The 12,811-nt window shown below is 38.6% G+C and carries 12 protein-coding genes and 1 pseudogene; 8 read left to right on the forward strand and 5 right to left on the reverse strand.

Going from position 1 to position 12,811, the window contains the following annotated elements:
* Window positions 1-482: 482 nt before the first annotated feature.
* The 7 genes from KO534_RS08510 to KO534_RS08535 all read left to right on the forward strand — a co-directional run bounded on the left by KO534_RS08510 (window position 483) and on the right by KO534_RS08535 (window position 5,936).
* Entirely contained in the window at window positions 483-791 is a 309-nt protein-coding gene (locus tag KO534_RS08510; protein WP_215929224.1) for a DUF6419 family natural product biosynthesis protein, read from the forward strand.
* A gap of 220 nt (window positions 792-1,011) precedes the next feature.
* Entirely contained in the window at window positions 1,012-1,476 is a 465-nt protein-coding gene (locus KO534_RS08515; RefSeq protein WP_215929225.1) for a nuclear transport factor 2 family protein, read from the forward strand.
* A gap of 187 nt (window positions 1,477-1,663) precedes the next feature.
* Window positions 1,664-1,996 carry a hypothetical protein gene (locus KO534_RS23695; RefSeq protein WP_354667918.1) on the forward strand — a complete coding sequence of 111 codons (333 nt, stop codon included), beginning with the start codon at window positions 1,664-1,666 and terminating at the stop codon, window positions 1,994-1,996.
* Window positions 1,997-2,273: 277 nt separating this feature from the next.
* Entirely contained in the window at window positions 2,274-2,864 is a 591-nt protein-coding gene (locus KO534_RS08520; RefSeq protein ID WP_215929226.1) for a LysE family translocator, read from the forward strand.
* Window positions 2,865-2,917: 53 nt separating this feature from the next.
* Window positions 2,918-3,097 (forward strand): hypothetical protein, encoded by a 180-nt coding sequence (locus KO534_RS08525; RefSeq protein ID WP_215929227.1) that lies wholly within the window; start codon window positions 2,918-2,920, stop codon window positions 3,095-3,097.
* A 522-nt stretch (window positions 3,098-3,619) separates the two neighbouring features.
* The gene (locus KO534_RS08530) at window positions 3,620-5,230 is read left to right on the forward strand and encodes a catalase (protein WP_215929228.1); all 1,611 of its coding nucleotides are present in this window, start codon (window positions 3,620-3,622) and stop codon (window positions 5,228-5,230) included.
* A 124-nt stretch (window positions 5,231-5,354) separates the two neighbouring features.
* The gene (locus tag KO534_RS08535; protein WP_215929229.1) at window positions 5,355-5,936 is read left to right on the forward strand and encodes an ankyrin repeat domain-containing protein; all 582 of its coding nucleotides are present in this window, start codon (window positions 5,355-5,357) and stop codon (window positions 5,934-5,936) included.
* Between the two features lie 83 nt (window positions 5,937-6,019).
* On the opposite strand, the gene KO534_RS08540 is transcribed toward KO534_RS08535, so the two are convergent.
* Together KO534_RS08540 and KO534_RS23700 are read right to left on the reverse strand one after the other, a co-directional pair.
* A complete protein-coding gene (locus KO534_RS08540; protein ID WP_215929245.1) occupies window positions 6,020-8,089 on the reverse strand; it encodes a response regulator in 2,070 nt (689 codons plus the stop codon).
* 347 nt (window positions 8,090-8,436) lie between these two features.
* A complete protein-coding gene (locus KO534_RS23700; protein ID WP_354667919.1) occupies window positions 8,437-8,661 on the reverse strand; it encodes a transposase in 225 nt (74 codons plus the stop codon).
* 139 nt (window positions 8,662-8,800) lie between these two features.
* Between KO534_RS23700 and KO534_RS08545 the strand changes: the two genes are divergently transcribed.
* Window positions 8,801-9,520 (forward strand): GGDEF domain-containing protein, encoded by a 720-nt coding sequence (locus KO534_RS08545; RefSeq protein ID WP_215929230.1) that lies wholly within the window; start codon window positions 8,801-8,803, stop codon window positions 9,518-9,520.
* A 127-nt stretch (window positions 9,521-9,647) separates the two neighbouring features.
* Here KO534_RS08545 and KO534_RS23400 read toward each other — a convergent pair.
* The 3 genes and pseudogenes from KO534_RS23400 to nth form a co-directional block, all read right to left on the reverse strand.
* Window positions 9,648-9,885, reverse strand: a pseudogene (locus KO534_RS23400) (endonuclease III); the annotation flags it as partial.
* Between the two features lie 520 nt (window positions 9,886-10,405).
* Window positions 10,406-11,539: a serine hydrolase domain-containing protein gene (locus KO534_RS08550; protein ID WP_215929231.1), complete on the reverse strand. Its 1,134-nt coding sequence runs from the start codon at window positions 11,537-11,539 to the stop codon at window positions 10,406-10,408.
* A gap of 525 nt (window positions 11,540-12,064) precedes the next feature.
* Window positions 12,065-12,724: an endonuclease III gene (nth, locus tag KO534_RS08555; RefSeq protein WP_215929232.1), complete on the reverse strand. Its 660-nt coding sequence runs from the start codon at window positions 12,722-12,724 to the stop codon at window positions 12,065-12,067.
* Window positions 12,725-12,811 lie beyond the last annotated feature (87 nt).

The raw sequence follows: 12,811 nt of genomic DNA on the forward strand, positions 1-12,811 counted from the left end.
AATGAGTGTCTTAGTTAGTCTTTCAAATCAGCGCTAATTCTAGATTTTAGAACCATAAGTGAAAGTAACGCTCATATTTTATGCTTGTTGAATTCACTGTTTTTGCGTAATTTATAACAATGAGTGTCTTAGTTAGTCTTTATTTGATGAATACCCAGATATAGCTATATATAAGCTACCTGAGCAAGGAGAAATAAAAGAAATACATTGGTCTAAATCTAGCGAAATAGACACGGCAATAATCGAATTTACTATGAATTCGTTTACAGATATGGCATTAAAGAATAACTCTGCATTAAAACCTGTGAGTAAGAAGTTATTGATAAGGGTAAGTCCTACTAATATAGAAAAATCTATAACAAGGCAGTCAAATTGACGGCTATTCCGTCGCTTGTTTTTGGTGGCGGTCGCTACGCTGCCACCAAAAAAAACCAACTACATAGCCGCAATTTACTGCGGCGCTATGTGCCTTGGAGGTTGCAATGTCCAAAGTAGTAATCGGATTTTCTATCATACTTTCTTTTATTTGTATGTTGCTAGCAGCTGCACCTTTTACTCCCGCGATTGGTGTGTCATTTATTATGTTATTGTTTGCGGGCTTTATTGGTTACAAGGGTTTCCTCCAATCGAGTTTAGTGTTGTTGCTAATCAATACTCTCGCTGTTATCGGAAGTCCAAGTATGGATATATCTAATACCGATACCTTAATCTTTGTACTAATACTCTTTTCAATTTCATTTGGTGGTGTTTTAATTGGTGTAAGAAAATTAGTTGTGAAAACCCACACATAACAAGCCCACACATTACCTAGACACCCATTTTCAAGTTTCAAAAATTTTGAACTTGGTAAACACGTTATATTTTTGATTAGCGACAACAAAGTTATATATGGTGGCGATAAACAAGTCGTATGTGAGACTTATGGCATATAACAATCCAATCAATCTTATCTCAATTCGCTACGCTTCTTTCGTCGGCCTATTGAGGCGTTAGATATACAGGGATAGTACGATGAAAAAATCTATATTAGTGTTAATTTCTTTTCTTTTTGTATTTTCTTCTAATGCAAAAGATACGTTTACTTCTGAGCAATTAATCGAAAAAGCAAAAACATTTGTTGCAGCTAAAAATGCGCGTCAGCAACCCAATACCACAATAAAAGAAATTGAAAATTATATTTCTCTGCTTTCAGATGACTTCATTGATGAACACGTGAAATTTAAGTTCACCTACACTGATAAGGCTAAACTCCGTAAGGATATGATCAGTAAATTAAAAGATGAAGTTATCCGAAGTAATATCGAAATCAACGAAGTAATGGTTGGTGCAAATGTCGTTTTTATAAAAATGACTGAGTCAGGCAAAGTTAAACCTGCTCATTTAGATAAAGCTATCGAGTACAATAAAACAAATATTGTCTCGCTTGAGTTTGATAAATCAGGCTTAGTAAAACATATTCGCCGACATCATGGGTAATGTATACCTACAAATTTATCAAACATCATTACGGCCAAAAAAACGGCCTTCACTGGACGCGTAAAAGAACGCGTGCCGTTTATAAAAGCGTTTGCAACCTGAGAGGTATAGGCCAGGAAAATGTTTTCTTATTTCAAGCCAAAAACATTTGAAAGGTTTAAAGGTAATTCCATTTATAGTGGTGTTGGTGTTAACTTTTTTTAAACGTAATTTGCTGCTAACGGATTTGATTCTTTTCCGCTTAAGAAATAAGAAACAATTCAACTCTAAAAAAGAAGAATTAAATGGTGAATTACAAAGACTTCTTTGGCAAACATGTCGTGATGAAACTACTCATTTGGTCTTTCTAGCGGTGCAGGTAATGTACTATCTGGTAGGTTCGCTAAACCTTTCTTTGTGGCAATGGATATTTATATTTCCTATTAATCTCTATGCTAATGTTTATCCAATATTTGTTCAACGTCACAATAGAATGAGGTATCAAAAGTTGCTAACAAGGCAATTAAGAGCGAGCCTCTAATGGTTGGTTGTGTTTCGTTCCTCAACAAGTTTCACCAACCATTATCTGGCCGCTTTTTGCGGCGTTGAGGCTGTAGAAAAAGGTCATAGCTAAAAATGGATAAACGCTAGGTTGATTATTTCTTGGATTCAATGGTAAAACCTATCCAGATTCCACCTAGCAACGCGTTTTTTGATGTGTTTTTAGCTTATTTTCATATTTATTTTAAGGCTGGGACTTTTCTATAGCCTCGTTGGGCGAATCTTTAGTCTCGGTTAAACAAAAAAGAGTTTGTAAATTGTTAGAATCTATTATTGTATTAATCACTACTACGGCACTCTTACTCGGTTCTCCTGGCCCCGCCCCTTTAGCTTTAGCCGCTACTGGGGCTACATTTGGTGTGAAAAAAGGTATTCCATTTTTAACTGGGATATTATTCGGCCTTAGTGTGGTAATAATTGGTGCAACAGCTGGATTGGCAGCTTTATTTTCTCAATTTCCTAACTTTCGTCTCATTTGCCAAATTATTGGTGGTGCTTACATTTTATATATCGCATATAAAATAGCATCGGCTCCCATTGTCACTGCACAAGGAGCCCAAGTAGCTCCGAGTTTCAAAGATGGTTTTATCTTCAATCTACTAAACCCGAAAGCTTATGCCGCTTTCTTAGCTATATTTTCTCAATTTCTTTTACCTTTTTCCGATAGTTATATTGGTTATATTGCTACAGGCTTAACCTGCCTAGCAGTTGCTACAGTAGTCGATACGCTTTGGTTGATATTTGGCGGCATACTGCGTCCGGTTTTCTCCAAGCCCAAACAAGCCAGAATTATTCGCTTTATATTTGCATCATTAATGGTCATAGCTGTAATTTATGCATTGGTATAAATTCGCTTAACAAGCAAATAAAGTGGGGTGTTGAGGCTTATTTAGGGCTTCCAATGAGACTGAAAATATCTTGGATTTTGATGGCACTATTGTTATTTGGATTGGCTGGTTATGCATTAATTAACCTTGCTGTTCCTGCGTTTCGAAATCCATTAGTACTAAATATATTCACGCATTCTCCTTCCGTTATTTCAATGCACCGTTGGCTGTATAAGTTGAGTGGTTTGCGTTAACACGCTTTTGTAAAACGTCGAATGTCTAACAAAAATATGACGTCGCTCGTAGACTCGCTGGGACGCATACTCGCAGGGCTGCTTCGCTATTAAAACCTAAGTTAGTGGATGTTCTGCTATTGTGCCTTTGGTTGAGCATATTCTCAGCTTCCTTTGCCGCAACCCCAATTCTATTAACCGCCATTCTCAAGATAGAATCTTTTGACTCAAACGAACAATTGTAGAAATGTTGTTAAGTCATATTTTGAGAGTTCTCTTATCGTAAATTTAGATTGTCATAATCTGTTTTAATCGTTTTCTTGGTTTTTGTTTTATCTCCATACTTCGCTCAAGCCTCAGGACAGGCCGTTGAAATCAGCAGAAACGCGCTGATACACGACTTAAGTTATGCATGTAGGTTTGCCCGAAAATGGTAAACACCATACCAGTTAGCACTGCTTCGCATAACGAACAATAAAACTAGATTTAGTCCCGATAAATAAAAATAAATTGGGTCGATTCAGATTCTTTTGGAGAACTAACATGACAATAAAAACATCACTTATGATTGCTGCCATACTTTTTAGCGTAGCAACAATGTCGAGCGCTGATACCCTTACACGTCAAAATGGTGCGCCAGTTGGCGATAACCAAAACTCACAAACCGCAGGCCCTTGGGGACCCGTTTTATTGCAAGATAGCCACTTAATTGAAAAGCTAGCGGCATTTGATCGCGAACGTGTTCCTGAGCGTGTTGTACATGCCCGTGGTACGGGTGTGCATGGTTACTATGAAAACTATGTTGATTTGTCAGACATTACAGTTGCTGCTCCCTTCCAAGGTGAGAACAAAAAGACTGATGTGTTTGTGCGTTTCTCAGCGGTAATACATGGTCATCAATCACCAGAAACCCTGCGTGATCCTCGAGGTTTTGCTGTTAAATTTTACACCGAACAAGGTAACTGGGATTTAGTGGGTAACAACTTTCCGATTTTCTTTATTCGCGATGCGATTAAATTCCCAGATATGGTTCACAGCTTAAAACCTTCACCTGTGACCAATGCACAAAGTGCGGCTCGTTTGTTTGACTTTTTCTCTCATGTACCAGAATCAACTCACATGTTGACCCACTTGTTCTCTGATATGGGAACACCAAAAAGTTACCTAAATATGGATGGCTCTAGTGTTCACGCGTTTAAATTTGTGAACGACAAGGGCCAAGTAAAATACTTTAAGTTGACCTGGAAAACTAACCAAGGAGAGAAAAACTTCACCGCTGCAGAAGCACAAGCTATGCAAGGACAAGATTTCCAACCTATGACGACTGATATCTATACCCGTATCGGCGAGAAAGGTGAAACCGCTTCTTGGGATTTATACTTACAAACTATGAACCCTGAGCAACTAGATGACTTTGATTTTAACCCATTAGATACCACTAAAATCTGGCCTGTATCTTTAGTGCCCGCTAAGAAAATTGGGAAATTAACACTTAACCGTGTACCAGATAACTTCTTTGAAGAAACTGAACAAGCTGCATTCGCACCAAGTAACTTGATCCCTGGTATTGAGCCATCTGAAGACAGAATGCTACAAGGTCGTTTGTTCTCTTATGCTGATACTCAGCGTTACAGAATCGGCGTGAATGCTTACCGCATTCCAATCAATGCACCACGTAATGCGGTTATTGATAACCATGAGCAACACGGTAAATTGCGTACAACTAATAGCAAACGTGATGTGAACTATCAGCCAAGTCGCCGTATAGCGCTAGATGATGACAACCAGTACAAATATGCACAAACGCCTTTGTCTGGAACCACTCAACAAGCACCTTTTTATAAGCAACGTAACTTTGCTCAGGCCGGTGAGAAATTCCGTTCATTCAGCAAGGTTGAACAGATGCACTTAATAGAAAACTTAGGGACTACGCTAGCAGGTGTACCCGAAGAAGAGATCCGCGTGATTATCAGTGCATTTATGTACAACGCAGATAAGAACTACGGTAAAGGTGTGGCTAAGTTAGCTAATGCTCCACTTAGTAAAGTAAAAGCGGCAGCTAAGGAATTGATGGACGTACAAGCTGAGCGTGAGAAGCGAGCTAAGAAAGTCGCTGATGACTTTAGCCGTATTTACTACAAAGCTGACCTATAACTCGAATTTGTAGCCTGCCACTAGCTAATTACTAGGGGGGAGGAAATAAATTAACGTCAAGGCGTGAAGTGTTTGCATCACAACACGCCTTATTCAAACAAACACTATTACAGAGGACGCAATCATGAAGGCAATTTTTCAACTATCCATTAAAAGCATGATGACACTATTTGTGCTTACTCTAGCATTTTCAGGTCAAGCAGAGCCTGTTGATAGTGAGCAATTAAAAACGATTTACTTTGATGCCGCTAGAAAAGGTGACATACCTACGCTAACTGCATATTACGCAGCAGGCTTAAGCCCAAACGTAACAGACAAAAAAGGATATACAGCGCTAATATTGGCTGCTTATCACGGCGAAACTGATGCCGTTAATTATTTAATTGATGAAGCTAATGCTAACGCTTGTCAAGAAGATAACTCAGGTAATACCGCACTAATGGGAGCGATTTTTAAAGGTAACTTTGGCGCAATAAAAGCATTGATTGGCGCCGATTGTGATATTGACCAAAGCAACGAAAACGGTCAAACCGCAGCTATGTTTGCCACTCTTTTTAATCGTACTGAAACCATTGCTGCATTAACCGAAGCAGGCGCCGATTTAGACGCTAAAGATAGTTCAGGCAATAGCTTAGTGGATATTGCGTTAAGCCAAGGCAATTATGAATTAGCTGAGCAGTTAACTGAAAAGCCAGCAGTTGACTAACCCAGCAAACAAACGCCAAGATAATGGATGTTACTCAACCCACACTACGTAAAATAATGCAGCAATATCGGAGTTGATTTAGGTTAATCTTTTAAATATTTTTGAATCATGGAGATGAGGGATACTTTATCGATTGGTTTGGATAAAAAGTCAGTCATGCCTGCTTCTTTACATTTTTCTCTATCTTCAACGTAGGCGTTGGCGGTGAGAGCGATGATTGGCTTGGCAAAGTTTACCTCTGTTTTCAATTTAACCGTAGCGGTTAGCCCATCCATGACAGGCATTTGTAAGTCCATCAAAATCAAATCAAATTGTTCAAATATACAGGCATTAATGGCTTTTTCACCGTCGCTTACGATGGAAACATCGTAGCCTGCAGATTCGAGCATGGCTTTGACTACTTCAGCGTTAATTTCATTATCTTCTGCCACCAGAATTTTAAAGCTACCTTGCGATGGTTTAGCTTTAGCGTCCTGTAACATATGAATTTTTTGCAACTGCCGTAAATCAACTTCTAATTCTTGTCGAATAATCGGTTTAGCGTGGGAGCGCCATATTACTTTTTGTACTTCCTCAGAACAGTCTAAATGATCGATAAGAGCCGAGACCAAAATGATGTGCGGAAGATGACTATTTTTTTGCCTTAACAATTCTTCAATTAAATCAACACCATTCATTTCAGGCATAGATAAGTCGAGGAGCAGAATGTCGTATTGAGTGCAGTCGGCGCTTAAAAATGCTTGTGCAGAATCGAAAGTAGATGTATTCAAACCTTGTGATTTGGCAATATGCTCTATGTATTCTCTACTCGTAATTAAATCATCAACTATTGCGCAACTTAAATGAACTTCCGGATGAATGTTTTCGGCCTTTTCACTGTCTAATTCAATGGGGATGGAAAGAGTAAAGCAACTGCCTTCACCCAACTCACTTTCTACTGTCAGTTCACCTTGCATTAAATCGCTTAACTGTTTGCTAATAGCTAAGCCTAATCCTGAGCCACCAAATAATCTTGTGGTTGACTGTTCAGCTTGTTCGAATTTATTAAAAATAGAAGACAGTTTGTCGCTTTCTATTCCAATTCCAGTATCTTTTACACTGATAGTTAACCAATATTTTTTATGCTTAACCTTCACTCCCGCAGCCAGGGTTATTGTTCCAGTCTCGGTGAACTTAATCGCATTGTTCAATAGATTGTGCATAATTTGAGATAGCCGCGTAGGATCACTAATAATGCGTACAGGCAAGCTTGTGGTTTTGTTAAAATCGAAGTTTAATTTTTTTATTCGGCAATTTGCCGATTGCACTGAAGCAACATCATCGAATAGTTGCACTAAATCGAATGGTGTTCTTTCAATACGTAACTTACCAGCTTCAATCTTTGATAGGTCAAGCACATCATTAATAAGCACCAATAATTGCTTACCGGCGCTTTTAGCCTTTTTCAAGTAGCCATTACTTTTACTTGGATTATCGATGGCCAGTTCTATCATGCCAAATAAGCCGTTCATTGGGGTTCTTAATTCATGGCTCATACTGGCTAAGAACTCAGATTTTGCTTTATTTGCCTCTTTAGCTTGGCGTTCTGATTGTTCTGAATTGCGCAATGCCAAGCGTAAGGATTCTAAAGTGTTTTTAATCTTTGCTTCCATAGGTCGAAAAATAAGAAGGGCTTCAAGCACTAACAACATCAACGTAAACAACCATAAAAATAGTTCAATGTTTTCTACACGCTCAACTCTTTCCCTCGCAGCCAATTCAAACTCCTTTACCACTTGATTGAGGGAAAATAGAAGCTGGTCTGTTTGCTTTGGGTTAAAGTCCTGAGGAATAGGACCACATGACTCAGCAAGACTATTGAAACGTCGAGCTGCCTCTGAATAGGCTTGGCTTGCTAAGTTTAACCCTAGCTCTCCAAAATACATGTTATCTACTTTAACTGGCAGATTTGGCAGTTCACTTAAATATATTCGGTTACTTTCAAATTTTTCAACTGCCCTATGAAGCGCTTGAATTTGCTGTAGTTTATCGTCTGGACAAGTTGATAAACGGGTAACAAAAAGTGCGATGCGTTGCGATAGCATTCTTTGTTGACCCGCTATATTCACAATATAAGCATCATTGAATTGTGCTTTAAATATATATCGCAGCATTAATGCAGAGGTGGTTACAGTAGCCGCCACTAACAATAGCGCCAATATATATCGTGCTCTGATTGTTAGGTGTTTACTAAATAGGCTGGCTAACACAAGTTTTACTTCTTTAATGTTGAGTAATATCTAGATTAGAGACGTGAGGAATAAATGCAATCATTAGATAAAAAAATCAACCGATTTTATTTGCTATTAACACGCATCAAACTATCCAGTAACACAGTTGTAACTATGGAGGGGGCGAGTTAATTCAACTTAACTTTCAAACGTTTATTTGTACCGAGTTTGAGTGCGCTGTTGTTCAACTGACAAGGCTTTCGATTTAGGTGTCACACCAATACTATACGCTATGATTTAAGTTGCTTTACCCAAATCCGCGAGGTGTGTTCGTGGACGTCTATCGCTCGACTTACTTCATCATATGGGTAACCTTGATTTAAGACCAAGCAGGCTGCATCGTTTTTACATTCCGAATTGAATACCTCTTGTATAAGTGTAATGCTACTGCTTAAGAAGGTGCACGGGTTTATTCTGCTACTACAATGTGTAAGTATTAGCAGAAGGAGTCGAATCGAAAGAACAGTTAGAAATGTTTATTGAGTGTGGGTATGCCAATTTCAGGGGTATTTTCTCTCTCGTCCATTAAGCGCGAAGTAATTATCTTATTATATTCAAGAGAGCCAATCTTAAATTAATAAATGGATTCATCTAATGCGAAAGTTGATAGAATATTTAGGGTTAACAACTTCAATCATAATTATCACACTTATTTCAGTAATCGCTTCACTTGTTATTACATGGGGAGTTAACTATTTTGCAGCGGTTGATGTTTCTTATTTGGCTGCTATTGTTGCCCCAATTCTCATAGCGCCGCTTATTACCTGGCACATTACTCGCTTAGTAATAGAGATTTCTTCGCTTGAAAGGACTATGCGCGATTTGGCAACTTACGATTCTTTAACTGGCTTGCTAAACCGAAACGCGTTTTTATATGATTGTAAACGTATAATTAAATTTGCGAGAGACGAAAACTATGTGTCTTTAATTGCACTGGATCTTGATAAGTTTAAATTAATTAATGATACATTCGGGCATGCTGGAGGAGATGCAGTATTACAAGATTTTGGTAAGATCATTCAAGGAAGTATAAGGAAAGGTGATTTGGCTGGTCGTATAGGGGGAGAAGAGTTTTTAATATTTCTTGGCGGTTTATCTAATGATGGGGCATTAGCTCTTGCGACAAGATTGCTAACAACGACTCGAAATTCCACAGTCGCTTTTGAATCCAACACGATAAATTATACAGTTAGTATTGGGATATGCTCAATGACCTTGAAGGACGAAGAAGAGTTCGCTGGTATGATGAAAAAAGCTGACACTGCTCTATATAGTGCAAAAAGCCAAGGTAGAGATTGTATCTTCTCTCTATAATTAATAACGCACTACCAATCATGGCTAATAAACCTAAAATAGATACTGTTAAAAAGTCGCTTTCCAGCCAAATGTTTGACCGATTGAACTCACAGTACTTAGAAGAAAGAAGTTACTCAGTCTTATCCTAAAACTCACACAAGTGTTCAATAATACAACTACCACAGCGCGGTTTTATCGCTATACAGGTATAGCGGCCATGCAAGATTAGCCAATGATACACATCAACTTTAAACTCTGCTGGTACGACTTTTAATAGCTTTTGCTCGACTAGATCGACATTTTACCCATAGCCAGTTTAGTGCGATTTGATACTCTAATATGTGCGTGTCTACGGCGATGGTGGGCCAGGCAAATACGGCAGAGTCGCTGTTGATAAACTCAACACTATAATTCTGAAAGAGCAGGTTAGTGCCAAAAGCATCTGTTGGCAAGCTGCCTCTTGATAGATCTTTAATAACAGATTGCTGACGCTCGATAGAGGTGGCGGTATGACTTCTTTGAACTCACAGTGGGAAACGGTCATGTGACTATTCGCAGCCGACCGTCTCCTATGCCCAAGATTGCAGACATTCGAAAAGCGAGTTTCAAACGCTGGAATGAGCGACTAACTGACATAGCATGTTCTGCTGGAAGTTTTCTCTTTGTGCGTATAGTTGATGTTAGATGAGCATAAACGTGATTTCTCTTTCTGACCTAAAGCGGACATCAATAACGAATGGAAATCACCTTAACTGCTGGCAGGTAAGATACGATAGCGGAAGTTCCTTACAGATATAAATATGCGTTGTTTGACCATAAATATTACCAATTAATCGAATAACCTAAACAAAGCGGTCATTTAGAATCAAATTCAATTATCGCCCTTGATTAAAGGCTAAAAAGTTACTTTCCATTAAAATATAGCTCTAGGATATTCTTTCTTATTGTGCCTACCTTTAAGCTGACATCATTGCACAACATAGCTAATGAAAACTTCTCTTCTGGAAAGCGGATATAATATGTTGAAGTTCCAAGCCAGCCACCTCCATGGGCGAAGGATTTTTTCCCAACGGTTTCACCAACGAACTGACCATTCGCATAAACACTGCCCCTGCTTTTATGATTACTATTTGGCTTATTCATAAGCTCCATTAGTTTTTTAGGCTCTTTACCAACTATAGGAGTGTAAAAGTTCTGATCCCATTTAAGTAAATCATCTAAATTGGTGTGCAGACCACCATCACCAACCCAAAATAAATTCGTCATATCAGTGATATAGTTATCATCTTTATTTTTCTTATAACCAGTAGCGCGTTTTTTTACAATCTCGACAGGATCATCGCTAAAAAATGTACTGGTCATATCAAGTGGTTTGAATATTTTCTCGTCTGCATAGTCACGTAAGCTTTTACCTGATACTTCTTCAACCAGCATTGACAGTAAGAAATAAGCAAGGTTGCTATACTGAAACTTCTGGTCGGGTTTAAGGGCAAGAGGTACAGTTTTAACCACATCATAGAACTCCTTTATCGTCAGATAATCTTCATTACCCAAACGAAAATCGCCACCTGCCACAGATTTTAGGTCAATACTATTTTTTGATTTTTGCCCCTCATATGAGCCAGCGATCAAATCGTAATCACCCATACCACTATAATGACCGAGCATAGACCGAACAGTAACTATTTCGCCATAATCATTTAGCTCTTTTAGGTAAGTAGTAATATTAGCATCTAGATCAATTGCACCCTCTTCTGCCAACAAGAGAACAGCCATAGCAGTAAACTGTTTTGAAACAGATGCCATACGATGCACTTGCGTGCCGTCTAATGGTACATTCAACTCTAGGTTGGCAAGACCGTACCCAGCTTTATGGACAAAAGCACCGTCCTTGATTAACCCTACATTGCAACCCGGTGAATCATGTTGTTTTATACTCGAGAATATTTTATCAATACCATCATTGAATTCTGAAGCAATTACCGTACTGGATATAAATAAGCCTGCAATAAATGGGAAAGTTATTATTTTTTTCATGGTAGTTTTCCTTAACAAATATATTAATTTTTAACGTTATTGTTATTATCTGAAATTAACACCTATCCTAGACTACAGATGCTAAAGTAGACAGTTGCTTATAAGTACGCTGAACCAAATAACAACCATTACTTTCTGGCAAATTAACTTTGTACAAAATGGTCTTTAACTCGAATTCATTAATGATGGCTTCACTCCAAATTGCTGGAAAGACACTAATTTCCAATGTCCGCTTATGGTTCAGGTGTCGTAAGGCACATCTAATAACTAATGACCGCTTTGGTGACGAAGCGGAACATTATTTTGATTTGAATTCAGCTCTAATAAACGACTACTTGTGACAAAAGCAATAGTGTCATATCCAATGTCAAATGAATCCAATTGCAAAAACATCCCCATCACGGTTAACGCCCGACTGTCCGCTATTAGGCTCACAGCTGCCTGTCAACTCAGCTTAATCACAGAAGTAGATTTTTATGTGTTCCATATAGAAAGAATGAAATCTATAAAACAGAACGGGGGGAGTTATTCTGTTTTATCCTTAAAATCACAAAGATCCTCAATGATACACGAGCCACATCTAGGCTTTCTGGCAATACACGTATATCTGCCATGTAGTATCAACCAATGGTGCAGGTCATACATAAATTCAGTTTTGTTAGGGGTGTTCTTAATGATGTTTTGTTCGGTTTCTTCAACCGTCTTTCCTTTGGCGTAACCTGTACGATTAGCGACTCGCTGGATATGGGTATCCACCGCAATAAAGTATCTACCTTCATTATCTTTTAGCCAGCCGAAGGCTGTATTCAGTACCACATTCGCGGTCTTACGGCCAACGCCTGGTAGGGCTTCTAGGGCTTCGCGGTTTTCGGGCACTTCTCCACCGTGTAAGTCCACTAACATTTGGCAGGTTTTCATGGTGTTGACGGCTTTGGTATTAAATAAGCCTATGGTTTTGATGTAACTTTTTAAGCCGTCTAGGCCTAGATCTAATATGGCTTGGGGCGTATTGGCCACTGGATAAAGCTTAGCGGTGGCTTTATTCACGCCCACATCCGTTGCTTGAGCCGATAGTAATACTGCGATTAACAGTTCAAAAGGTGTTGAAAAGTTTAATTCGGTAGTAGGGTGGGGGTTATCATCTCGAAGTCGAGTTAGTATTTCTAAACGTTTGCTTTTATTCATTTTATTATCGTTTTACTCTCTAAAAATCTAGCATCTAGCATCTAGCATCTAGCATCTAGCATCTAGCATCTAGCATCTAGCATCTAG

Origin of the sequence: Paraglaciecola arctica (assembly GCF_018861065.1) — a bacterium.
GTDB classification, from domain to species: Bacteria; Pseudomonadota; Gammaproteobacteria; order Enterobacterales; family Alteromonadaceae; genus Paraglaciecola; species Paraglaciecola arctica_B.

What these genes read in the sequence shown, in the direction of transcription:
- KO534_RS08525 (WP_215929227.1), top strand. Translation starts at nt 2,918, where the DNA reads ATGAGACTGAAAATATCTTGGATTTTGATGGCACTATTGTTATTTGGA.
- KO534_RS08550 (WP_215929231.1), bottom strand. Translation starts at nt 11,539, where the DNA reads ATGAAAAAAATAATAACTTTCCCATTTATTGCAGGCTTATTTATATCC.
- KO534_RS08540 (WP_215929245.1), bottom strand. Translation starts at nt 8,089, where the DNA reads ATGCTGCGATATATATTTAAAGCACAATTCAATGATGCTTATATTGTG.
- KO534_RS08545 (WP_215929230.1), top strand. Translation starts at nt 8,801, where the DNA reads ATGCGAAAGTTGATAGAATATTTAGGGTTAACAACTTCAATCATAATT.
- KO534_RS08510 (WP_215929224.1), top strand. Translation starts at nt 483, where the DNA reads ATGTCCAAAGTAGTAATCGGATTTTCTATCATACTTTCTTTTATTTGT.
- KO534_RS08530 (WP_215929228.1), top strand. Translation starts at nt 3,620, where the DNA reads ATGACAATAAAAACATCACTTATGATTGCTGCCATACTTTTTAGCGTA.
- KO534_RS08535 (WP_215929229.1), top strand. Translation starts at nt 5,355, where the DNA reads ATGAAGGCAATTTTTCAACTATCCATTAAAAGCATGATGACACTATTT.
- KO534_RS08515 (WP_215929225.1), top strand. Translation starts at nt 1,012, where the DNA reads ATGAAAAAATCTATATTAGTGTTAATTTCTTTTCTTTTTGTATTTTCT.
- nth (WP_215929232.1), bottom strand. Translation starts at nt 12,724, where the DNA reads ATGAATAAAAGCAAACGTTTAGAAATACTAACTCGACTTCGAGATGAT.